This window comes from Neobacillus sp., assembly GCF_031988165.1.
Classification (GTDB): domain Bacteria; phylum Bacillota; class Bacilli; order Bacillales; family Cytobacillaceae; genus Neobacillus; species Neobacillus rhizosphaerae.
Genome location: NZ_DALZYO010000042.1, coordinates 1 through 23873 on the forward strand (window position 1 = coordinate 1; position 23873 = coordinate 23873).

The following is a 23873-nucleotide window of genomic DNA, read 5'->3' on the forward strand; positions in this document are numbered from 1 at the left end:
TATAATATAAGAATTTATAACATTGGACTTCGAGAAATGTCCAGCTCCAGGCGCCGATAGGCGGGCGCCTTGCGCTTTTCTAAAAAAGAAGGGGGGGACAACCGAGATGGGGTGATTATCAAATATTATGTCGCTTTAAAGCGAAAAAATATTTTTGCAATTTCTATTGCTTTTAATGCATAAAAATACTAGAATAACTTCTAATATATTTAATTTTTGGAAAATTTAAAGTTATTAAAAATGTTAAGGGGGAAATTATTATGAAGAGAAGGCTCCAAGCACTTTCAGTAGCTTTGGCAGGAATGTTGCTGCTTGCTGGATGTGGAAGTAAAGAAACATCAGGTGGTTCAGAAAAGGGAGGAACGGATAAAGAATTCAAAGTCGGAATCTCCCAGTTTGCCCCGCATCCATCCTTAGATGCCGCTACAGAGGGCTTTAAAAAGGCTTTAGCAGACAAAGGCATCAAGGTAAAGTATGATGATAAAAATGCACAAGCAGACCCGAATAACCCACAAGTAATTGCCAAGAATTTTGTTGGCGACAAAGTAGACTTGATTTTTGCCAATGCCACACCAAGTGCGGTAGCTAGCTTAAAAGCTACAAAGAAAATTCCAATTATCTTTACATCGGTGACAGATCCAGTCGGTGCTGGATTGGTAAAGGCTTTTGATAAACCTGGGGAAAATATTACCGGAACAACTGACAACCATCCAGAAGCAACCAAAAAAACCATTAACTTTATTACGGATGAAATAAAAGCAAAAAATATAGGTGTTATCTATAATTCTGGGGAACAGAATTCTGAAGTCCAAGTAAAAGAAGTAAAAAAACTAGCGGAAGAGAAAGGGGCCAAACTTGTAGAAGTTTCTATTGCCAATACATCAGAAGTGAAGCAGGCTGCTGAATCATTAGTCGGACGTGTTGATGCTATCTACATTCCAACTGATAATACGGTTGTCACTGCGCTTGATTCCGTTATTGCCGTTGCAAACAGCAAAAAAATTCCCTTATTTGTAGGCGAGCTTGATTCCATGAAAAAAGGTGCTGTAGCAGCAAGTGGGTTTAGCTATTTTGACCTCGGTTATCAATCTGGATTAATGGCTGCGGACATTTTAACTGGGAAGAAGAAAGCATCGGAAATTCCAGTTGAACTCCCAAGCAGTTTAAAACTAGTCATAAATAAAGCTGCTGCCAAAGCACAAGGCTTAACGGTGAAAGAGGAATGGAGTAAGCTTGGCGAGTTTTATGAAGGAAAATAATTCATGCTAATTTTTCGAGGAGGAGACCCTTCCATGGGTTAACTCCTTGATTCTTACATAAGAATGCAATATGAGCTGATTGCATTTCGGACTTGAACTAAAGGCTTAAAGAAAGGATGATCTCAATGTTTACAGCCATATTTGGATCATTTGAAGCAGGAATCATCTATGCAATTATGGCGCTAGGAGTCTATCTTTCCTTTCGTATTCTGGATTTCCCAGATTTAACGGTAGATGGGAGTTTTGTAACAGGGGCAGCCATTTCGGCGATAATGATATCGGCGGGAGTAAACCCATTTTTGGCAACAATCTTGGCCTTATTTGCCGGTTTTGCCGCAGGATGCTTAACAGGGCTGCTTCATACGTTTGGAAAAATTAATAACTTGCTCTCCGGAATCTTAATGATGATAGCACTCTATTCTATAAATTTAAGGATCATGGGCCGTTCAAATATTCCTCTATTAAATACGGAAACAGCATTTACAAACATTAGTGACTTTTTTGAAAAAACAGGAATTGATTCATTTTTCAATAGCATGCTTTCAACGGTTGGTCTTGGTGATAATCTTCCGGAAACATGGGGAATACTCATTTTTATGATTGTTGTTACCTTCCTCATCAAGTTCTTAACCGATCTGTTTCTACAAACCGAAATTGGTTTAGCCATCAGAGCGACAGGAGACAATAAGCGAATGATTCGCAGCCTTTCGGCAAATACCAACCTACTTGTCATTCTCGGACTTGGGCTTTCCAATGCCTTGGTAGCTTTCTCTGGTGCACTCATTGCCCAGCAGGGCGGATTCGCTGACGTTGGTATGGGAATCGGGATGATCATTATTGGCTTAGCTTCGGTCATCATTGGGGAGGCCCTTTTTGGAACAAAAACTATCGCAAGAACAACCCTTGCTATAATTGGCGGCTCAATTATTTATCGAATTGTCGTTTCAATGGCCTTAAGGATTGACTTCTTAGAACCAGGCGATATGAAGTTGATTACGGCTATTATTGTCATTATTGCACTGACAACACCGAAAATAATCGATCGATCAAAAGAGAACAAGCGAAAAGCACGGAGAAAAGTAGAAAAGCTACCCGCCATCCAAGCTTCCGCCACCGCAAAGGGGGACAATCATGCTGCACTTAAATCAGATTCATAAGATTTTTAATGAAGGAACACCTGATGAAAAAATCGCCATAGATCATGTGAATCTATCCCTTAAGCGTGGAGATTTCGTCACGATTATTGGTAGTAACGGGGCTGGTAAATCGACATTAATGAATATCATTGCGGGAGTTTTGATTCCAGATTTAGGAGAAGTTCATATTGGAGGAGTAAATGTAACCAATTCTCTTGAATTTAGCCGATCAAAAATGATAGGCCGCGTCTTCCAGGACCCAATGGCCGGAACAGCCCCAAGTATGACGATTGAAGAAAATCTTGCGATGGCCTATTCAAGGAATAAAACGAGAACCCTACGTAGGGGTGTTACGAAAAAAAGACGCGATTATTTTCGAGAGGTACTTGAATCCTTGCACCTCGGCCTCGAAAACCGGCTTCGTGCAAAGGTCGGCTTGTTATCCGGCGGGGAACGTCAAGCCCTTTCCTTATTAATGGCCACATTCACGGAACCTTCCATTCTACTGCTTGATGAACATACAGCTGCACTAGATCCCTCAAGGGCTGAGTTGATAACGAACTTAACGAAGGAAATTGTAAATAGATACAACCTTACAACATTAATGGTTACCCATAATATGCAGCAAGCCATTGACCTAGGTAATCGATTAATTATGATGGATAAAGGTCAAATCATTTTAGAAGTCGATGAGGAAAATAAGCAGCAGCTTACGATTGAACGTTTATTAGAAGAATTTAAACGAATCCGTGGTATTCAAATGGCTAATGATCGGGCGATGCTTACTTGAAAAAGTTTTTAATGCGCCATAATGATTGGAATATTTTTGTAACAACATATTTTATATACTCACATTGGAAACATCCTTTTACAAGGCATGTTTCTTTTTATGTTTACCATATAAAATACTATGATGGGAGAGTATTTCTTTAGTACCTAAAAGCGTTATTGCTTTACCTCCTACTCTTGATAGGACAAGAGGCCTTCGTTTAAAATCAATTCAGAATATTGTTATATTTCATTGTGAATGGAGGCTTTTAAATGATTGAAAAACGAGTAAGAGCTGATCAGCTTGCAGATGATTTTTTCCCTGTTAGAGATGTAGATTATATTGAGATTTATTCAGGCAATGCCAAGCAAGCTTGTCATTATTTTTGCACAGCCTTTGGGTTTAAACCAGTTGCTTATTCTGGTCTTGAAACAGGGAATCGCGAAACGGTCTCTTATGTACTCAAGCAGCGGAATATTCGTCTTGTCATTACAGGTTCCTATACCGAAGGAAGCAGAGTTGCCCAGTTTGTGAAGAAACATGGTGATGGTGTAAAGGACGTAGCGTTGTTGGTCGATGATGTGGACAAAGCATTTGGAGAGGCTGTTGGTAGGGGAGCAATCGTCCATGTAGCCCCTTTTGAAATGAGGGATGAAAAGGGAATCGTAAAAAAGGCTGTTCTCGGTACATATGGGGACACGATTCATTCATTAATCGAGCGAAAAAATTATCAAGGGGAGTTTTTACCTGGGTATGAGCCCTACACTGTCTATTTACCAATTGAGGATGCCGGTTTAATTGGGGTTGACCATGTGGTCGGAAATGTCGAGCGTATGGAAGAGTGGGTGGAATATTACGCAAAGGTCATGGGCTTTAAGGAAATGAAGCATTTCTCTGACAAAGATATTACGACAGAATATTCGGCTTTGATGTCAAAAGTCATGCACAACGGCGGACGCATCAAGTTCCCAATTAATGAACCAGCAGAGGGGAAACGCAAATCGCAAATCCAGGAATATCTAGAATTCTATAATGGACCGGGTGTTCAGCATTTAGCGATTTTGACAGAAGATATTGTGTCTACGGTAACCACATTGAAAAAGAACGGGGTGGAATTCCTCAAGACACCTGGAACCTATTATGACTCTTTAGGTGAGCGGATTGGAAAAATTGATGAAGAAATTGAAAAGCTTCGCGAACTAAATATCTTGGTTGACCGTGATGATGAGGGTTATTTACTGCAAATTTTCACAAAGCCAATCGTTGATCGTCCCACTTTATTTGTTGAAATCATTCAACGAAAAGGGGCTCGTGGTTTTGGTGAAGGAAACTTTAAGGCATTGTTTGAGTCAATTGAGCGGGAACAGGAAAAACGAGGAAATCTTTAATAACTAAACAAAGAAGCTATATTTAAAGGGTAAATCTATCATTAGGTGGGATTAAGGGAGAATGATATCTCCCTTTTTTCAAACTGAAAGAGTGGTGAAGGAATGGAAATCTCACCGGAAAAACTTGAATGGAGAGAAGCATACAAACTTTTAGTTGGATCGATTTTGCCCCGTCCGATTGCCTTCGTGTCAACAATGGATGAGAATGGAATTGCTAATGCTGCGCCATTTAGTTTCTTTACTGCGATAGGTGCGGACCCGATGCTCATTTGTTTTTCACCAATGAGACGGGGAACGGATGGTGCTAAAAAAGATACACTAGTCAATATTGAAAAGACAGACCAATTTGTTATTAATATTGTCAGTGAAGGAATGGCTGAGCAAATGAATGACTGTGCGATTGAATTTGCTGCTGACATCGATGAAATAGAAGAAGTAGGTTTTACCAAGGAACCCAGTATGAAGGTGGCTGTACCCCGGATTAAGGAATCACATATTCATTTAGAATGTGAGCTCTATCAGGTGCTTCATTTTGGCGATAAGCCTGGAGCAGGCAGTCTAGTAATTGGCAAGGTGGTTCACATCCATGTAAACGGTGAGCTTTTAAATAAAGGACGAATAGAAACAGCAAAATTAAAGCCGGTAGGAAGAATGGCGGGGAATGTTTTCACTGACCCATTAGCAAAAACGTTTGAACTGATTCGAAAAAAGGAAAAATGGTGACCAGATGAAATTTGTAACCTTTGAAAAAAAAGATGGGACAATTAGGGCCGGTTTTCTGTTGGACCAAGAGCATGCAGTTGATATGTATGAAGTGACTGGTGGGGAGTTACCTGATAATCTTGTAGTTTTCCTTGAAAACAGTGAAGCAAATTTAAAAAAAGCAGCATTATTGTCTTTAATAAACAAGCAAAAAGGAATTTACCCTTTGAGTGAAATCCGATTATTGGCACCTCTTCCAAGGCCAAAAAGCTTTCGTGACTTTTATGCCTTTGAGCAGCATGTGAAAACGGCAAGGGAGAACCGTGGTCTTGAAATGGTTCCTGAATGGTATGAAATACCAGTATTTTATTTTTCCAATCATCTTGCCATAAAGGGACCTGGAGATGAAATTGCGAAGCCTCTTGGAGCTGACTGGCTTGATTATGAACTCGAAATTGCTTGTATTATTGGCAAAGAAGGAAGAAATATACCAGCCAAAGCAGCAGATGAGTATATTTTTGGCTATTGTATTTTGAATGATTGGAGTGCGCGAGACCTACAGCGGAAGGAAATGAAGGTGGGTCTTGGTCCGGCGAAGGGCAAGGACTTTTCAACCTCTATTGGTCCATGGATTGTTACCAAAGATGAGCTGGAGCCTTTGAAATCAGGAAAGGGCTTCAATCTCACAATGAAAGCACGTGTAAACGGTCAATTACTTTCGGCAGGAAATATGAAGGATCTTTTTTATTCCTTTGGGGAAATGATTGAACGGGCATCTTCAGATGTTACCCTCTATCCTGGAGAGATTATTGGTTCTGGGACAGTCGGGACAGGATGTATTCTCGAGCTTGGCCTTGATGTACACCGCTGGTTATTACCAGGTGATCATGTTGAGTTGGAAATTGAGCATCTCGGTGTATTACACAATTCAATTATTGATGGGATAGAGGTGAAATGATGTATTACCGTAAAATGGGAACAGTCCCACATAAACGTCATACGATGTTTAAAAAAGTGGATGGAAGTCTTTATCGAGAGCAGGTTATGGGAACGCGGGGTTTTTCAGGAACCCAATCGATTTTATATCACCACTCTATGCCTACTGAAATAGTAAAATCTGAATTGCTTGGTAATTACTTGCCAGAGTATGAAGAACAAAAGGCTCTCAATCATCGTCACTTTTTTACAAGTAAGACAACAAAAAAAGGTGATGCCTTAAAAGCAAGAGATTATATTTTAGGAAATCAAGATTTGTTAATTGGAACAGCAAATGTCACTGAGCCAATGCAAAGCTTTTATCGGAATGGCGATGGTGATGAAATGTTCTATATCCACTTCGGCTCTGGGAAACTAGAAACGATGTTCGGGAGGATTTCCTATCGTCCTGGTGATTATCTTATCATACCGATTGGGACGATGTTTCGATTAATACCTGATGCTAACGAGATAACCAAAATGCTTTTTGTAGAAGCTTTTAGTCAAATTACCACACCAAGGCGCTACCGTAACGAATATGGTCAGCTGCTAGAGAACAGCCCATTTTGTGAACGTGATATTCGTGGGCCGGAAGCATTATTGACGATTGACGAAAAAGGTGAATATGAGGTGTTGACGAAAGCGAGGGGCACGGTCTCCTCTCATATTCTAGGGCATCACCCATTTGATGTGGTAGGGTGGGATGGGTACTTATATCCTTGGGCCTTTAATATCGAGGATTTTGAACCAATCACTGGAAGGGTCCATCAGCCTCCTCCTGTCCATCAAACCTTTGAAGGAAACAATTTTGTCGTGTGTTCCTTTGTACCAAGATTGTATGATTACCATCCAGAATCGATTCCTGCACCGTATTATCATAGCAATGTTAACAGTGATGAACTTCTTTATTATGTAGAAGGAAATTTCATGAGTCGTAAAGGGGTTCAAGAGGGGTCAATTACGCTTCATCCAGGTGGGATCCCACATGGTCCTCATCCTGGCAAAACTGAAGCAAGTATAGGGAAGAAAGAAACATTGGAATTGGCCGTTATGATAGATACCTTCCATCCTTTGAGAATTGTAAAAACAGCACAGGAAATTGAAGATCCTGCCTATATGTATTCTTGGTTTGAAAAAAAAGAATAAGAATTCCCAGGAACAATCCAACTTGATCGAAGTTGGGTTGTTTTTTTTCAATCCATTAATAAAAATGTTATTGTAGATAGTAAGAACCTTGAAAATGAATAGAGGTGAAATCATGGAGTTGGAAATAATACAAGCAAAATTAAAAAGTCATACCACTAAAATACTAGGTAGTGAGAAGTTTTCAAAATATGCTGTTATGTTACCTCTTATTCAAAAAGAAGACGGGGTTCATGTGTTATTCGAAGTTCGATCACTGAACTTAAGGAGACAGCCAGGTGAAATTTGTTTTCCAGGGGGAAGAATGGATGCTTTAGACATAGATGAAAAGTCTGCGGCAATTCGTGAAACAAGTGAGGAATTAGGGATTAGCGTGGAAAAAATCACAGGAGTTTATCCGCTTGATTTTATGGTTTCTCCTTTTGGAATGATGGTCTATCCTTATGTCGGAATTATTAGTAGTTTAGAAACTATCCAACCGAATCCTGCAGAGGTCGGGGAAATTTTCACAGTTCCAATAACTTTTTTCATTGAAAAGGAACCTGAAATATATCATATCGAATTTAAAGTAGAGCCAGAGGAAAATTTTCCATTTGATTTAATCGTTGGTGGAGAAAACTACAATTGGCGGACAAGAGGGATGGAAGAGTATTTCTATATGTTTGAGGATAAAGTAATTTGGGGTTTGACTGCAAGGATTCTTGCTCATTTTATTGAATTAATCCGTTAGTCAATTTCCAAAGGAAATAGTAAAACATATATTTAAGAGGAAAAGAAGTGAATTTCTTAATGGAAATTTACTTCTTTTGATGTCTTTTTTTATATTCGTCCTTGGTAAAAAGACAAATGTGCGCGTGTGGAGGAAAAAACTCTTGAATATTTTCCGAATTCAGATAAAATTAAGATTATATTTTTGGAATTAGGAGATGTTTTACATGAAGGTAGTAAAGTTTGGCGGATCCTCTTTAGCTTCTGGAAAACAAATCGAGAAGGTTTTCCAGATTGTAACTTCTGATTCCGAGCGTAAAATAGTCGTCGTATCAGCTCCAGGGAAAAGATTTGCCGGAGATCAAAAGGTCACCGATTTATTAATTGAATGTGCAGAGCGTTGCTTGCTGAAGCAGAATCCATTGGAAATGCTAGCAGCGGTAATCCAAAGGTATGCGACAATAGCCGAGGAACTTAATCTTTCTTCTGAGATTATTACCGAAATACAAGCTGATCTAGAGGAAAGGCTTAATGGAGACAGAAGTAAGCCAGAAAGGTTTATCGATAGGGTGAAGGCAAGTGGGGAGGACAATCATGCAAAATTGGTTGCTGCATTCTTCCAAGAGAAGGGGGTAGAGGCCTATTATGTTGATCCGAGAGTGGCTGGACTTGTAGTGAGTGATGAGCCGGGAAACGCCCAGGTATTACCTGAATCATATGAACGTTTGTATTCATTGCGAGAAAGGGATGGATTATTAATCTTTCCGGGATTTTTTGGTTATAGCAAAGAAGGAGAAGTATTCACTTTTTCACGTAGCGGCTCAGACATAACTGGTTCCATCCTTGCCAATGGAGTTAAAGCAGATTTATATGAAAACTTTACTGATGTGGATGCCGTTTATTCTGTTAATCCCTTTATTGTCAAGAAACCAAAGGAAATTAAGGAAATAACATACCGAGAAATGCGTGAGCTTTCTTATGCAGGATTTACTGTGTTACACGACGAAGCGCTTGTGCCGGCTTTTCGGGCAGGAATTCCCGTTCAAATCAAGAATACGAACAATCCTTCAGCAGCGGGGACGAGAATTGTTAATGAACGGGATAATACAAATGGTCCTGTTATTGGTATTGCAAGCGCCCAAGGGTTTTGCAGTATTTATGTGAGCAAATACTTAATGAACAGAGAGATAGGATTTGGTCGCAAACTATTAAGCATTTTAGAAGAGTTTGGATTATCTTATGAACACACGCCTTCTGGGATTGATGACATTTCAATTATTTTAAGAGAAAATCAGTTTGATAAGGAAATGGAGGGGAAAATCACCAGACGCATAAAGTTAGAATTGCATGCGGATGAAGTGAAATTCGAACATGGTCTAGCCCTCATCATGGTTGTTGGCGAAGGCATGCGCCATAATGTCGGTACGATGGCAAGAGCGTCTAAAGCCTTGTCAAGGGCGATTGTCAATATCGAAATGATAAACCAGGGATCTTCTGAGGTCAGCATGATGTTTGGGGTAAAGGAAGTTGACGAAAAAAAAGCGGTTCAGGCGCTGTATGAGGAGTTTTTTTTTCCGGTTGTAACGGTGTAAGCGTGATTGAAAAAGCAGTTCTAAATTTGCGTTTAGACTGCTTTTTTTGAATTACATCTGTGGATATTCTTTCTTTATCTTTTTCTTAGTTCTAACACCAGACCAAACAGCAATGAAGAGACCGCCAACTGTGTCGGCAACTAAATCAGTCATTGTATCTTTGTTTCCGCCACCTTGCAAGGTCATGCCAAAAAACTGGTCGCAGCTAAATTCATAGATTTCCCATAAAACACCGCCTAATGCTGCAAACGATAAGGTAAACCAAAAGACAAACCAGGGGGAAATCTCATCACCTGCATTTCTGTGTATCATCCTCTCATATAACGCAATTCCGGTGAATGCAAGGATGGCTCCGCTAACCAAATGCATAAAAGTGTCCCACCATCCTAGTCGATACCAACCTAGGATAGAGCCCAGATACTGTGAACCGATTAGAAAAATTAAATAAGAAATGACAATTGGTAAATTAAATTGCAGCTTAGTAAATAGTGCCAATAGAAGCGGGATTGCACCGCAGACAACACCGCCAATAGCTACAGTTGATTTAAATGATTCGCCATTTTGGCGATAATAGACCATTAAGATGGCCATAAAGATAACATATAACGCACTAAGTATGATAACGAGTTTTCGGTTCATCCATTCACCCCTAACTAAAGCTTTTGTTTTCGAACAAAAGAATATAACGCTGCAATAAGACCACCAGCCAAACCACAAAGCAGGTCATACATCGTATCTTTATTACCGCCTCTTTGCATCGTGTGGGTAACCGTCAAATCTCCGACAAATTCATAAATTTCCCAAAGTACACTGGCTAAGACTGAAAGAGAAAGTATGAAAAGAAAAAGCATCCAATGTGAAACATCCTTTCGTACATTTCTAGGAATCAATCGTTTATATAACACGATTCCAACCAAACCAATGAATATCCCCTTGAAAAAATGAAGGGTGGAATCCCACCATTTGAGATGGAGATAAAAGCTTGCAATGGAGCCTAAATACAACGAACAAAATAAAAATATATAATAAGTACAAATAATCGGAATGTTAAAGGGATTCTTTTTCAAAAGTAATAGGGAAAGCGGTAGGGCACTTGCGAAAATTCCCCCGAGTGCAACCGGCCACCGTGAGGAATCACCTTTCATGAGGTAATAGATACATAATATGGCCATAAAGATGATGAATAATATACTTAATATTATAATGATTGCCCGTTTCATTCCCTCACCTCACTTAAAAAGGAGTCCTTACAATTATGTCCAATGTTCATAAAATAAAGTCAATTAATTTCTATTGCGAAAAAAACGTTCGTTCTTTCCAAATGAAATGGCTTTAAGTACAATGAAATAAGTAAATAAAATTGAATAAATAAGCAGGTGTGAAAATGAAAACGATTTTAATTGTCGATGATGATCAATATATCCGCAACCTTGTGAAAGGTATTTTAACCAAAGAGGGTTTTAAAATAATCGTAGCAGAAAATGGTGCGACTGCTTTAAAAATTGTAGAGAAGGAGTTAATTGATTTAGCGATAGTGGATGTGATGATGCCAGTGATGGACGGGTATCTTTTAACATATAACATTAGAAAAATGTATGATATACCGGTTATTTTATTAACGGCTAAAAGCCAGATTGAGGATAAGGAAAAAGGCTTTGAATCAGGTACAGACGATTATTTAATTAAGCCCTTTGAACCAAAGGAATTAATTTTTAGGATCAATGCCTTGTTGAGAAGGTATGGTAAAGCAAGTGAAGCCAATATTAATATAGGTTCGTTATATATAAATAAAAAAAGCTATGAAGTGAAAATTAATAATAAAACCTTTATGCTTCCATTAAAAGAATTTGAGCTGTTGACCTTTTTGGCTGCACATCCCAATCAAGTTTTTAGCCGCAGTCACCTTATAGAAAAAATTTGGGGCCTGGATTTTGAGGGGGATGAAAGAACCGTTGATGTACATATCAAACGATTGCGTGAGCGGTTTACAGATATTGCTGAGGATTTTACCATTAAGACAATTAGAGGGGTAGGCTATTCCTTGGAGGTTTTATAATATGCTCATGAAATCCTTATATAGTAAATTTGCCTTTATTACGATCATGATTATGATTGTAAGCGGAATAATTTCCTTTTTTCTATCCAATGCCTATTACCAAGGTAAATTGAAACAGCAAAATGACGAGAAAGTCATGAATTTTGCCATAGAGATTGCTGACTTTGCAAGCAACCACCCATTGATTAGTCTAAATGATTATTTTGACCATATTGGGGCGATTGGTTACCAAATTCTGTTGGTCAATCAGGAAGGTGACAGGGTATATTTTGGATCACCTTTTAGAGTTACCAATTTACCCAAAGCAATTTCTAGAAAAGTCATTCAAGGGGAGGCCTATCACGGGATACGTGAATTCCCTCACAAAACATTTGTAACTGGTTTTTTTGCCAATGAATCAAAAAATTCTGTCGGTGTACCCCTTGAATACCAAAATGAAAAATATGCCTTGTTTATTAGACCAGATATTAAACTAATGTTCAATGAGATGCATATTCTTTTTGGCTGGTTACTAGTCATTTCGATTTTATTAAGCATTTTATTCGTTCTGATTAGTACTAAATATTTAGTCCAACCGATTAGAAAGCTAAATAAAGCGACAAAAGAAATTTCGGAGGGTAATTTTTCCATTAGGCTGGATATTGACCGGAAGGATGAACTAGGGAATTTAGCTGTCAATTTTACAAGAATGTCAGAAAAGTTAGCCAAAGTAGATACACTAAGGAAAGAATTGATTTCTAATATTTCCCACGATATTCAATCTCCACTAACGAATATAAAAGGCTATCTAAACTTACTTGAAAGTAACGATAAAAGTGAAATTGAAAAGCAAAAGTACGTTCGCATTGTCCAGGATGAAGTTAACCGTCTGTCAAAAATGACAAAACAGCTTTTGCTTCTTTCTTCAATTGAAAGTAAGAAGGATTTAATGGATGTAAGCTTAGTTCATATAACAGGTCAATTAAAGAGTGTTGTTCACCAATACCAATGGAGTATTATGGAAAAAGGAATCATGATTAGTTTCATGCTACCAGAAGTATCAGTTAAAGGTGATTCCTCATTGTTATATTCTGTTTGGGAAAATCTTTTGACAAATGCGATAAAGTATAACCAGGAAAACGGTTCGATTGATATTGAATTATCTGAATCAGAAACACATATTGAAGTGGTTTTTAAAGATACAGGTGCTGGCTTAGATGAAATAGAAATTACAAGAATTTATGACCGTTTTTACCGGGCAGATACCTCAAGAGAGCGCACAATTGAAGGAACAGGTCTTGGTTTATCCATTGTAAAAACAATCATCGATTTGCATCATGGAAAAATCGAATTAGAAAGTCAAAAGGGTACAGGATCTGTCTTTAAAGTGGTTCTTCCCAAAATGTAAAGTGCTGTTCATCTTCTGTTCATATTCATAAAGTATTCTATTTATTAACTGAAAAAAGGAAGGTGAATTTTTTATATGACTAAGTATAGTAATCTATTATTAAAAGTTTCCGCAGTTTTCGGTTTAATTGGAGCCGTACTTGGGGGACATATGGCAGGTTCAGGCTCTTATGCATTTCGCCCTATTCATGCCCATATATTAGTGGTTGGCTGGCTAAGCTTATTTTCATGGGCGGTTTATTATCGAGTATTTCAACCGAAAAATCGCATTTTGGCCATGCTCCATGTCTATTCAGCTATCATTGGATCAATAGGCTTGACTGGCGGTATGGCATTGTATAATTTCCGTCCGGGATTTCTTCCTGCTGCAGTGGAGACTGCTTTCTATATTGGAGGAGGAGCTATTTTACTTCTAAGTTTTGTATTCTTTTGCCTATTGACATTTACACAAAGCAATAAACAGGAACCAAGGAATACAGAAAAATAATTTTAAGAATGAAGCTAACAATCTGACTCATAACTTGCTCTATAATTTTCAAAAATTATGAGGATTAAATTACTATGAATACAGCAAAAATGTTAAAATGAGGGAATAAAGTAAATTTTAATAAAGAGGAGAATCAATCTTGAGCTTTGTTCGAGACAAATTAAGTGCGAAGTTTTTCCTTTTCCTCATGCTAGCTTTTTTGTTGATTCATGTACCGATTGTTGGAAATTACGCAAAGGTAATAAATACACTTATTCATGAATCTGGTCATGGTTTGATTGCGCTGCTTGGCGGAAATGTTGAAAGGATTTCCTTATTTATGAATTCTGAAGGGGCAACATATAGTAATCAATCTACCTGGGCTGGCAGTTTCTTTACAAGTCTTGCCGGATATACCTTTGCCTCATTTATGGCGTTTCTATCATACTTATTAATTGGCAAGAAAAAGCAGATAATTTTAATTGATATCCTGCTAGGGTTCATGTTCTTAAACCTTATCTTTTGGGTTCGGAATCCTTATGGAATCTTTTGGCTTTGTTCATTTGCTATTGCCTTCCTCATATTACTCATTAAAGGTAGTCAAAATTTAAGAGATTATCTCTTATTACTTATTGCATCAATTCTACTGGTTGACTCGGTTCAAAGTGCCTATGAAATTCTATATATAAGTCTTTTTCAGCCGTATGAAGCAGGGGATGCAGCTAACCTTGCCAGGCTAACAGTTATTCTTCCTGCTCCTGTCTGGGGGTTTTTCTTCTTTCTTCAAGCCCTTTGGTTCAGTTATTATGGGCTAAAAAGAGGATATTATAAACTTTAGAAATAAACGATAGGTGTTTTATTAGTAGTTCAGGGATGGGCTGTTGCTAATATAAATAAAAAGAGCCAACTGAATCTTTCGTGCAGTTGGCTCTTAGTTTACGATGGAGAAATAGTAGGGTTATGGAACTTTTCCCTTAATGTTTCAACATATTCCGCTGTGAGATTGTCAATAATTTTTTGGACAGGAAGGATTTCTTTGATTTCATCTACTCTTGCACCGGCAAAGACTAGCCCATTTTCTACATCTCCATTAACAGAAGTAAGCAGAGAATCAAGTGTACAAAAGCGATAAGAACAATTTTTCAAGCAATCTTGGCATTTTGCAATTTTAATCTTATCTGGTCCACTTATTAATTTGGTGAAATTATTTTTGATGGCTCTGCCCTGCAGGCCGACAGTTGTCTTAACCAAAACCATATCTTCTTTTCTTGCTTCGACATATTTCTGTTTAAACAGAAGAGGTGCATCACATTCCTCGCTTGCAACAAAACGAGTTCCTATTTGCACGCCTGCTGCTCCCATTGCGAGTGCTTTAGCGATATCCCCACCAGTCATAATTCCTCCTGCTGCAATTACCGGAATAGAAACGGCATCCACTACTTCCGGAAGAATATCAAACATTGGCCGATCGGTACCAAGGTGGCCGCCAGCTTCAAAGCCTTCAACGACTATGGCTGCAGCACCTAAGCGTTCGGAAATCCTAGCTAATTTAGCAGAAGAGACAATGGAAATTACCGGGATTCCTGCTTTTTTCCCCCATGAATACATATCCCTAGAGATGCCAGCACCTGAAATAATAAAATCAACTTTTTCTTCAAGTGCTGCTTTCATTTTTTCAGCAAAATCATTCATGGCAAATAATACATTTACCCCAATGTATCCGGCATCCTTGACTAGTTCCTTCGCTCGTCTAATATGTGAACGCATCTCATTTACAGTAATACCTGTTCCAGAAATTATCCCAATCCCACCAGCATTTGCGACAGCTGATGCAAGCTTGCTTAGAGATATCCCAACCCCCATTCCACCTTGCATTATAGGTACCCTAGGCATAATATGTTCTATTTTAAGTTGTGGAAAGTTCAATTCATTACCTCGTTTCGATTAAAATGTCTTCACATGAATGGTATCACTTTGCTTTTCATTTGTATGTGATTTCTATCACCTGGTCATAAAAGTAGGTTGTAAAATTATCAATTCTTGGAGGGAATAACCAGTTATTTGATTGGAGTAATTAATAAGTAATCAAAGAGTTTGGTTTGATTTAATTACAATCAATAAATTCGGTTATCCCCTTATTCAAATCTTTCGACAACCCATTTTGGCGACTTTTCTGTATGGGTATGGTAATATTGTACCAAGGTTTCCTATTGTTTGAAGGAAGAGTAAAAATTTCCATTTTCGTATTGGGGTACTACGGATTAACCCCATTTAAATAGCGTAGACCTAAGAAATTTTCTATACGATAGGAAAGTTCATTTTTTTATTTAGGAGGAGTTTGAAATGAAACAATTTATGAAATTCTGCAGGAAGTTTGATCCTAGCATGGAGGCAATTTATTATGAACCGTAGTAGCCAATCCAAGGGTTTTTTCAGTCAACAGTTAGTGGATATTGAGGAGAATATTCAGGAATTAACAAATCTTTATCTTTCATCAACACCAGTCCAGGAAAGAATCAAGCATTTTTTTAGTTTGTATGTATTAGAGGTTGAAGATTTATTAGAACATAATCGTAAAAACGCCTTTATATCGGTAATTCCTAAAGTCTATATTGGGACAAAAGTGACTGTACTTTACGATGTGGACCATGACACGGAAGATTATGTTATCTGTTTTCCTGACCAGTCAAATCCTGATAAGGGGTTTATCTCCTTTTTATCACCCGTTGGTAGACAACTGTTGTTAAAACAACTTGGTGAACAATTATCGTTGAAGATTCCAACAGGTGAACTTCAAGTAACGATTAAGGATATTTCGGTTGTAGGGAATTTGTTTGAAGCACAAGAGAGTTATAAAAAAGCTTAATTGGGGCTGTAGGAAGACCATTTAATAAATAACATGACCGATTTTGTTGTACTGCTCGGTCATGTTATTTGTATGGAAAATTTAAATCAAAATCCAAATATTGAACTTACGATATTTTTCTTTTTTCTTTTTACTTTGCCATGATCCAATACGAGTGGTTTGTCTATTTGAGTAGGGCTCATCATTTCTTTTACTTGGTTTTGAAGTAGTTCAAGCTGTTGAGATAATTGATTTACATGATTCTGTAAATCTTCTATTTCCCGACGGTGCTGCAGGAGTTGGTAGGAAACAACTGAGTCTGCTTTAGTATTTAAACTTATTTCTAATTTGCTTACCTTCGAAAACAATTTTTCGAGTGCAACATCATTTTCGACTGCTTTAACTACCCCTTTTCGTGGACTTTTTTTCTCCCTCAGCGGGCTAATATCATGAATGAGTGTTCCGTTTTGAAGTTGTTCATGGATTTTTTTTAATAACTCAATATCTTCGCTAGTAAAATGATAATGCCCCCGTTCATTTTTTTCCATTGGCAGCCCGAGCTGCTTAACCCAGCGCTGAATTGAACTAGTGGACACCCCTAATAATTTTGCCACATCACTTGTATTCATGTTCGAACCCCCCTTGTTAAATTACACAATCTCGAGTGTCAATCAGCTAAGAAATCATTTTGAATTAAGACCTTAATAAAGAACTTTTAGTAACCATGTCACTTCCATATTAGGACCAGAATCTCCACCATTTCCTTTCTTTAGCCACTGCAACATCCCTAAAACTGGTTAACAATTGTTGAAAAGCCAATTCTCTTTGGCTAATGTCATGACGGTATTCCCTACGTTCTTCTTCGAAGAATTTACGGTCTATTGAAATAGCCTCTGTTAAACTAGAAATTTCATCGTTAGTGGTATCCAGATAATGTGATATTTCTTCAGATGTTTCAGATAACTGCTTTGAGAGGGTATAAATCTCCTCTGACGTCTCAAGGGAAACTGTAGCAATGTTGTTGGAAAGATACTGTAATGAGGCAGCATTCATCTCAGAAGATTTTTCGAGTGACAATGATAGCTTCTCAATTTCATCCTTTGTATTGGCAGAGGATTTGTATAAAGAATCGGATAGAGATTTTACTGTATAAAAGGTACCTTTTGAAATTTCTTTTTTTACTTCGTCTAACACATCTTTGTGAACGACACTGCGAATCTCATCCTTTATCTCATTTAAAAAATTTTTCTTATATTTTTCCATCGCCTCAAAAAATTGATCAGCATTTATTAGTGGATTTGCTTCAATTGCTGTTGGTACTGTTTCAGAGATAACTTCAAGAGAAATTTCGTGTGTTTTGGTGATATTTTCACAGGTATCCGGTTTAAGTTCTTTTTGTATTACTTGGCGAATCAAATCCTTACTTAACTTTTTCCTGGACATTTGCTTAAGTATTAATAATTGCTCAATCTCCAATTCTGTATAAAATCTTGCACCTTGCTTTGACCGAGGAATCTCCAAGATTTCATGATAATCTTTTTCCCATTGTCGTAACGTTCCGGGGGCGATATTTATTTTTCTAGATACTTCTTTTAAGGTGTAAGCCTTCATCAAAAAATCCTTCCTCTCCATTGAATCTTGGAAAAAATCATCTTTATGATAAATATTCACCATCCAGTATCTTATTTTCCTGCCTCATGACAAAAGCTATCAAAACAAGACTGATATCACGAAATAACAACATAATCCTGCATAATGAGCAATCATTTCCATAAAATGAAAAAAGTAAAAAAACAATTGACAAACCGACCGCCGGTTTGTAATATATAGTTTGTAATATATGGAGATTAAAAAGGGGTGTATAAAACATGAAAGTTTCGTCAAAAAAGAAATTGATTCAAATGATTGTTATAAGTATTGTTATTAATGGTGTCATTCCTGTAGTAGTTTATAATCTGCTTATAAACTATTACTCAAGTTTTGTTTCATTGTTAATCGCGACGTTAATCCCATTGGGGGATAATCTGTATCACCTTGTGAAATATAAAAAAGCAGATGCATTTGGCCTGTTAATGTTAACGGGGTTTGTGCTAAGTTTACTTGCATTTGTGCTGGGTGGTAACGAGAGGCTCATTTTATTACGGGAATCTATGGTCACAGGATTATTAGGCTTACTTTTTATCGCATCGCTGTTCTTTTCTAAACCGTTGATTTATCATTTCGCGATCAGATTTAGTGCGGAGGGAGAGTCTGAAAAGAAAGGGCAATTCGCAAAGAATTGGGAGCTGCCATATTTCCGTAATGTATTAAGGATAATGACAGCCATCTGGGGAATCGCTTTATTGGGAGAAGCCATTTTAAAAATCATTCTAGTTTATGAACTATCGATTCCCGCTTTTTTAGCTATTTCACAACTTATTTTTTATGGTGTGATTGGCGCAGCCATTTTATTTACAATCGTATATCGCAGATATGCAAAAGTACGCTTAGATAACCTAATCAATATACAATAATAAAATAGCAGATAAAGTAAGGAAGGTAACGAGATGACTAATTCAAGTATTTACAATAATCCGAGCTTTCAACACATCCTAACCATAACGGAGGCTATCATTCTCGAAAAGGGCTGTCGAAATACAACATTAAAAGACATTATTGAAAGATCAGGATTATCAAAAGGGGCAATTTATCATTATGTTGACAGTAAGGATGAATTATTTGGATTAATTCTAAAATCAAAGATAGAAGAAATGAATGAAAAGTTTCATATGACAATTACTCGTTCCATTAAAGATGAAAGCCTCAATCAAGGACATTTCGGCGTTGTCAGCCAATTTTTTCATTCACGGCAAAATACCAATGATATCGGCAATTTAATTTTTATTTATTTGTTGAGTCAGGATAATGAGAAGGTCAAGAAAATCCTCAATGATATATTTAGGTACAGCAAGGAAACTGGTACTCAATGGATCAAAATGGGGCAGGCAAATGGGGTGATTCCTGAGAATATTGACGCTGAAAAAATGGCAACTTTGATGATGACATTTTCGTATGGTTTACGGGTTACGCAAATACTAACCACTACGGAAGAAGATAAAATAGAATCGAATGATATATTTAAAATGATTATTAAGACATTAATATAATAATTTAACCCTAATTGTGGGGTTTTAATAATCATAAACAAACCGCCAGTCGGTTTGAATGAAGGCGAGAGATGAAATTCATGGAGATTCTATCCATTGGGCGCGAGGAATTAAGGGCAGTAAATCAATTATATGCTGAGATTACTTCTGATTTAAGAAAAAAAGGAGTGAAGCAATGGGATCGGTTTTACCCCAATAGATTTATCATTAAGGCAGATATAAATAATGGGAATCTTTTTGGATTTATGGTAGGCAATGAAGTCGCAGGGGCAGTTGTCCTTGATACAAACGAAAGCAAAAAGTATCAGGATCTTAAATGGGAGGATTGCAAAGGCAGACCGTTAGTCATTCATCGCTTAGGAGTACATCCACAGTACCAGGGGATGGGATATGGAAAACAACTGCTCCAATTTGCAGAAGATTATGCTGTTAGGAATGGATACACTAGTATTCGTCTTGATGTATTCAGTTTAAATCAAGGGGCGTTAAAGATGTACGAACGGGCTGGATATCAAGAAGTAGGAATGATCAGCTTTCCATTCAGAAAAGCACCATATAAATGTTATGAAAAAAAATAGCAGGGAGTTTGAGAAAATGAAAAACGAGAAAAAAGGAAAGTTTATGGTAGGGTCGATGTATTTCATTATTGCTTTATTTACAATCTATATTTTTGTTATGTTTCTTCTGAATGGTGTTGAGTGGGCACCTATCGTAAAAGGGAAAATGCAGAATCCTAATTTCTCTGTGACGACATGGAAATGGTTTTTCTACCCGCATATTCTATTGGGAACCATCTCGCTTGCCATCGGTCCGTTTCAATTGACGAAGAAAAGCCAAAAGAACCCAAAGCTTCATAAAATGCTAGGAAAGATATATGCTGTGGCTATTTTTATCAATATTTTAATGGTACCATACCTTACACTTTCAGCAACTGGCGGGATCGGTTCAACCATTGCTTTTCTTGTTCTTAATATCTTTTGGCTCTGGACCACTTCAATAGGTGTGATTAGGGCAACCCAGCGGAAAATAACGGCACATAAAGAGTGGATTGTTCGCAGTTATGCGATTACCTGGGTTTTCGTCACGTTTCGGATTGTCGTCATTCCCTTATCCTTATTTTTAGATAGTTCCTTTTCATTTCCTCTTGCCGTGTACCTTAGCATTTTAATGAACCTTTTATTTGTAGAATGGCGGAAGCAGAAAAACAAGCAACTTACGACAGGGCGAAACATCACATCAACAAATCCGGTTATTTAAATCACATTTTATTACTAAAAAAAGTTATAGATGACTTAAATTCAGGAAGAATAAGTTGTAAATACATGCGATTAACAAAAGCGAGGAACGGTATGAAAAGGCTATTGCTTCTATTCCTTTGTCTTCACTTTTTAGGACTTCCTGAAATTGTATCAGTAGCCCAAAAAGTTCCGATCTTACTTTATCACTCGATTGACGAATATAAAGGGCATGGATCAAAGGAACTATATGTCACTCCTGAAAATTTTGAAAAACAAATGGCTTTTTTACGAGACCATGGTTTTACATTATTAACCTTCGAGCGCTGGCAAGAAAGAAAAAGGATAAATAAACCCATTTTTATTACTTTCGATGATGGCTACAAAAATAATCTAACAGCCTTTACTATTTTTCAAAAGCTGAAAACGGATCATTTTATGCCATCAGGAACCTTTTTTGTCATTTCTGACTTTATCGAGCGTCCCAATCGATTAACCAAATCTGACCTAAAAATGCTCGCTGAATCAGGTGTTATTTCTGTCCAATCACATACTGCCACACATCCGGATTTACAAAAAGTTGCTAATCTCGACTATGAACTTAAAGTATCCAAAGAAAAGATAGAAAAAATAACGGGAAAACCGGTAATGGCACTCTCTTATCCATATGGCAGTTATAATGATCAGGTAATAGTTGATACGAAAAATGATTATCTGTTTGGACTTTCAACAACACCTGGGCCATTTTCTGAATCAGGAATAAAGAATGAACTTTATTTGTTACCGAGAACGTATATTAAGTACTCCACAACTCTAACAGACTTTGCCAAAGCAGTGGAGGTAAATAATGATTAACGATTACTTTAACGGGTAATCGTTTTTTTGATGAAAAAAAATCACTGACTAATTGACAAATCAATGTAATCTCAACGAAACGTCTATGTAAAAAAACACCGTTATAATAATGATAACAATACTAAATTCTCGATAGGGGTGAGGTTTTTTTTGGAAGAAACCATGGTAAAATCCTATTTACAGAAATCGCTGGATGAGTGGAAGGATGATATATCATTAGTACTTGCTGAAATTGGCAAGGAATATGAAGAAGTCGCACAGGAATTAAAGGTTTATTCCTATAAATATGGGATTACCAAACAAGTTATTCAATCCACGGTAAATGATGAAATCATCGAAAAAATTCGAGAGATGTATCATAAACCTTTTGAAGAAAGTTACAACCAGTTGAAAGAATACATAAAAGATCTAGAGGAAAAAAAACGAGTTTTTCAAATGTTTATTCAGAAAATTGATGAAGTAAGCAGAAAAGAGTCTGCAAAGATTACCACTTATTAGGGAGAAGTTTAATAGGCCTTTATGTAATGACATTTACATTCATATTTTAAAGTAAAGGAAGTGAGGCTATTCTTTATATAAGAATGCCTCCTTTTTGTTTTTCTATTTGTTGTAAAGCGGTAACCACTACAAAAGTGCGATGCATATATTGATTGCAGCAGGAGTGTATTGTAAGGGGTGAACCAAATGATCACGGCAAAGATTGGAAGTAGTACCTATCGAATCCCTGATAACCTCGAACTATTTTTTCAACCGTTCCGAACACAAGTGATTGGGATGAATCAGGAATTCGAATCCCCCTATGGTAAAAAGAAAATTATTTATGCAGACTGGACTGCCAGCGGGCGACTTTATCGACCCATTGAACAAAAAATTTCTGAGGTGTTTGGTCCGTATATGGCCAATACACATACCGAATCAAATATTACTAGTTTAATGATGACAGGGATATATAAGCAATCAAAGAAAATAATAAAGGAACATGTAAACGCCGATAATCATGATGCTGTCATCCTAGATGGCTTTGGAATGACGTCTGTTATCAATAAATTTCAAAGGATGTTAGGAATTAGGGTACATGAAAAATGGAAAGGGCGGCTAAAACTTTCCGAAAGTGAGAGGCCAGTTATTTTCTTAACGCATATGGAACATCATTCCAATCAAACATCATGGCTTGAGTCACTGGCTGATGTCATAATTATTAGACCCGATAATAATGGCGGTATTGATGAAAATCACTTGGAACAGCTTTTGCAACAATATAAAGGCAGGGCGTTAAAAATCGGATCGTTTACAGCCTGTTCTAATGTAACCGGCATACTAACTAGATATCATCATTTAGCAAAAATTATGCATCAACATGGAGGTGTTTGCTTTGTTGATTTCGCAGCAGCGGCACCATATGTGAAAATTAATATGCATCCAAAAGACCCTCTGGAAAAGCTTGATGCTGTCTTTTTCTCACCACACAAGTTTTTAGGGGGACCAGGAACGAGTGGAGTATTAGTCTTTGATTCAAGATTATATGCAAATAGGGTGCCTGACCACCCAGGTGGAGGGACAGTGACATGGACGAATCCATGGGGGGAACATCAATATTATACCGACATTGAGCTACGGGAAGATGGTGGGACACCAGGGATATTACAAGCTATTCGAACAGCCCTCTGCTTGAATTTGAAAAACCAAATGGGTGTTGAAAATATTATAAAGAGAGAAAAAGAACAATTGAAAATAGTATTAACGGAATTAAAAGCAATCACAGAGCTTCATATTTTAGATGGTCACATTGAAGGGAACCGTTTAGGAATTGTATCGTTTTATGTCGATAATATTCATTACAATTTAATTGTTCGGTTGCTCAATGATCGATTTGGTATTCAAGTGAGGGGCGGTTGTTCTTGTGCCGGAACCTATGGACATTATCTATTTCATATTAATAAGGAGGCCTCTAAGCAGATTACCGAGAAAATTGATGCTGGAGATATGTCGGATAAACCAGGATGGGTACGGTTCTCATTACATCCAATCATGACAAATGAGGAAATCCTCTATTTCGTTAAAGCGATGAAGGATATTATTTTGAACATTGACAACTGGAAAAAAGATTATATTTACGACACAGCAAGTAATGATTATTTTTATATTGACCATATAAGAGAAGATATGGCACCACTTTTCCGTTTTGAATGGTGAAGTAGAATTGGTCAGATTT

26 protein-coding genes are annotated in these 23873 nt (G+C 37.3%); 21 read left to right on the forward strand and 5 right to left on the reverse strand.

What is annotated here, in order from left to right:
* Positions 1–260: 260 nt before the first annotated feature.
* From RTR43_RS20925 to RTR43_RS20965, 9 genes are all read left to right on the forward strand, one after another.
* Positions 261–1259: an ABC transporter substrate-binding protein gene (locus tag RTR43_RS20925; protein WP_312474783.1), complete on the forward strand. Its 999-nt coding sequence runs from the start codon at positions 261–263 to the stop codon at positions 1257–1259.
* Between the two features lie 125 nt (positions 1260–1384).
* Complete coding sequence (locus RTR43_RS20930; protein ID WP_312474787.1) at positions 1385–2416, forward strand: ABC transporter permease; 1032 nt, start codon at positions 1385–1387, stop codon at positions 2414–2416.
* Positions 2391–3185 (forward strand): ABC transporter ATP-binding protein, encoded by a 795-nt coding sequence (locus RTR43_RS20935; protein WP_312474790.1) that lies wholly within the window; start codon positions 2391–2393, stop codon positions 3183–3185. The genes RTR43_RS20930 and RTR43_RS20935 overlap by 26 nt, the downstream gene beginning before the upstream one ends.
* Before the next feature lie 251 nt (positions 3186–3436).
* A complete protein-coding gene (hppD, locus tag RTR43_RS20940; protein WP_312474793.1) occupies positions 3437–4552 on the forward strand; it encodes a 4-hydroxyphenylpyruvate dioxygenase in 1116 nt (371 codons plus the stop codon).
* A gap of 102 nt (positions 4553–4654) precedes the next feature.
* Positions 4655–5275 (forward strand): flavin reductase family protein, encoded by a 621-nt coding sequence (locus tag RTR43_RS20945; RefSeq protein ID WP_312474795.1) that lies wholly within the window; start codon positions 4655–4657, stop codon positions 5273–5275.
* A gap of 4 nt (positions 5276–5279) precedes the next feature.
* A complete protein-coding gene (locus RTR43_RS20950) occupies positions 5280–6212 on the forward strand; it encodes a fumarylacetoacetate hydrolase family protein (RefSeq protein WP_312474798.1) in 933 nt (310 codons plus the stop codon).
* A complete protein-coding gene (locus tag RTR43_RS20955) occupies positions 6212–7375 on the forward strand; it encodes a homogentisate 1,2-dioxygenase (protein ID WP_312474908.1) in 1164 nt (387 codons plus the stop codon). Before RTR43_RS20950 ends, RTR43_RS20955 begins: the two co-directional genes overlap by 1 nt.
* A gap of 112 nt (positions 7376–7487) precedes the next feature.
* The gene (locus RTR43_RS20960) at positions 7488–8102 is read left to right on the forward strand and encodes an NUDIX hydrolase (RefSeq protein WP_312474800.1); all 615 of its coding nucleotides are present in this window, start codon (positions 7488–7490) and stop codon (positions 8100–8102) included.
* Positions 8103–8307: 205 nt separating this feature from the next.
* Positions 8308–9672 (forward strand): aspartate kinase, encoded by a 1365-nt coding sequence (locus RTR43_RS20965; protein ID WP_312474802.1) that lies wholly within the window; start codon positions 8308–8310, stop codon positions 9670–9672.
* A 51-nt stretch (positions 9673–9723) separates the two neighbouring features.
* Here RTR43_RS20965 and RTR43_RS20970 read toward each other — a convergent pair whose 3' ends face one another.
* Positions 9724–10311 carry a DUF2238 domain-containing protein gene (locus RTR43_RS20970; protein ID WP_312474804.1) on the reverse strand — a complete coding sequence of 196 codons (588 nt, stop codon included), beginning with the start codon at positions 10309–10311 and terminating at the stop codon, positions 9724–9726.
* A gap of 14 nt (positions 10312–10325) precedes the next feature.
* A complete protein-coding gene (locus tag RTR43_RS20975; RefSeq protein ID WP_312474809.1) occupies positions 10326–10892 on the reverse strand; it encodes a DUF2238 domain-containing protein in 567 nt (188 codons plus the stop codon).
* A gap of 164 nt (positions 10893–11056) precedes the next feature.
* Here RTR43_RS20975 and RTR43_RS20980 point away from each other — a divergent pair, with 164 nt between their 5' ends.
* The 4 genes from RTR43_RS20980 (at position 11057) to RTR43_RS20995 (ending at position 14418) form a co-directional block, all read left to right on the forward strand.
* Positions 11057–11728 carry a response regulator transcription factor gene (locus RTR43_RS20980; protein WP_312474814.1) on the forward strand — a complete coding sequence of 224 codons (672 nt, stop codon included), beginning with the start codon at positions 11057–11059 and terminating at the stop codon, positions 11726–11728.
* A 1-nt stretch (position 11729) separates the two neighbouring features.
* Complete coding sequence (locus RTR43_RS20985) at positions 11730–13115, forward strand: sensor histidine kinase (RefSeq protein ID WP_312474817.1); 1386 nt, start codon at positions 11730–11732, stop codon at positions 13113–13115.
* Positions 13116–13190: 75 nt separating this feature from the next.
* On the forward strand, positions 13191–13601 hold the full coding sequence (locus RTR43_RS20990; protein ID WP_248734593.1) for a hypothetical protein: 411 nt from the start codon (positions 13191–13193) through the stop codon (positions 13599–13601).
* A gap of 139 nt (positions 13602–13740) precedes the next feature.
* Positions 13741–14418: a M50 family metallopeptidase gene (locus RTR43_RS20995; RefSeq protein WP_312474821.1), complete on the forward strand. Its 678-nt coding sequence runs from the start codon at positions 13741–13743 to the stop codon at positions 14416–14418.
* A gap of 98 nt (positions 14419–14516) precedes the next feature.
* Here the strand turns inward: RTR43_RS20995 and RTR43_RS21000 are convergent, their stop codons facing one another.
* Positions 14517–15473: an NAD(P)H-dependent flavin oxidoreductase gene (locus RTR43_RS21000; protein ID WP_312474912.1), complete on the reverse strand. Its 957-nt coding sequence runs from the start codon at positions 15471–15473 to the stop codon at positions 14517–14519.
* A 508-nt stretch (positions 15474–15981) separates the two neighbouring features.
* Here RTR43_RS21000 and RTR43_RS21005 point away from each other — a divergent pair.
* Positions 15982–16446, forward strand: a complete 465-nt coding sequence (locus tag RTR43_RS21005) for a GreA/GreB family elongation factor (RefSeq protein WP_312474824.1) — start codon at positions 15982–15984, stop codon at positions 16444–16446.
* 86 nt (positions 16447–16532) lie between these two features.
* On the opposite strand, the gene RTR43_RS21010 is transcribed toward RTR43_RS21005, so the two are convergent.
* Positions 16533–17054, reverse strand: coding sequence for a MerR family transcriptional regulator (locus RTR43_RS21010; RefSeq protein WP_312474827.1), 522 nt, complete (start codon positions 17052–17054; stop codon positions 16533–16535).
* Positions 17055–17163: 109 nt separating this feature from the next.
* Entirely contained in the window at positions 17164–18036 is an 873-nt protein-coding gene (locus RTR43_RS21015) for a MerR family transcriptional regulator (RefSeq protein ID WP_312474831.1), read from the reverse strand.
* Between the two features lie 257 nt (positions 18037–18293).
* Between RTR43_RS21015 and RTR43_RS21020 the strand changes: the two genes are divergently transcribed.
* From RTR43_RS21020 to RTR43_RS21050, 7 genes are all read left to right on the forward strand, one after another.
* Entirely contained in the window at positions 18294–18938 is a 645-nt protein-coding gene (locus tag RTR43_RS21020) for a VC0807 family protein (protein ID WP_312474834.1), read from the forward strand.
* 33 nt (positions 18939–18971) lie between these two features.
* Positions 18972–19571, forward strand: a complete 600-nt coding sequence (locus RTR43_RS21025) for a TetR/AcrR family transcriptional regulator (protein WP_312474838.1) — start codon at positions 18972–18974, stop codon at positions 19569–19571.
* 71 nt (positions 19572–19642) lie between these two features.
* Complete coding sequence (locus tag RTR43_RS21030) at positions 19643–20149, forward strand: GNAT family N-acetyltransferase (protein WP_312474840.1); 507 nt, start codon at positions 19643–19645, stop codon at positions 20147–20149.
* A gap of 16 nt (positions 20150–20165) precedes the next feature.
* A complete protein-coding gene (locus RTR43_RS21035) occupies positions 20166–20828 on the forward strand; it encodes a DUF2306 domain-containing protein (protein ID WP_312474842.1) in 663 nt (220 codons plus the stop codon).
* A gap of 92 nt (positions 20829–20920) precedes the next feature.
* A complete protein-coding gene (locus tag RTR43_RS21040) occupies positions 20921–21661 on the forward strand; it encodes a polysaccharide deacetylase family protein (protein ID WP_312474844.1) in 741 nt (246 codons plus the stop codon).
* A 162-nt stretch (positions 21662–21823) separates the two neighbouring features.
* Positions 21824–22159: a hypothetical protein gene (locus RTR43_RS21045; RefSeq protein ID WP_396954607.1), complete on the forward strand. Its 336-nt coding sequence runs from the start codon at positions 21824–21826 to the stop codon at positions 22157–22159.
* 186 nt (positions 22160–22345) lie between these two features.
* A complete protein-coding gene (locus RTR43_RS21050) occupies positions 22346–23854 on the forward strand; it encodes an aminotransferase class V-fold PLP-dependent enzyme (protein ID WP_312474848.1) in 1509 nt (502 codons plus the stop codon).
* Positions 23855–23873 lie beyond the last annotated feature (19 nt).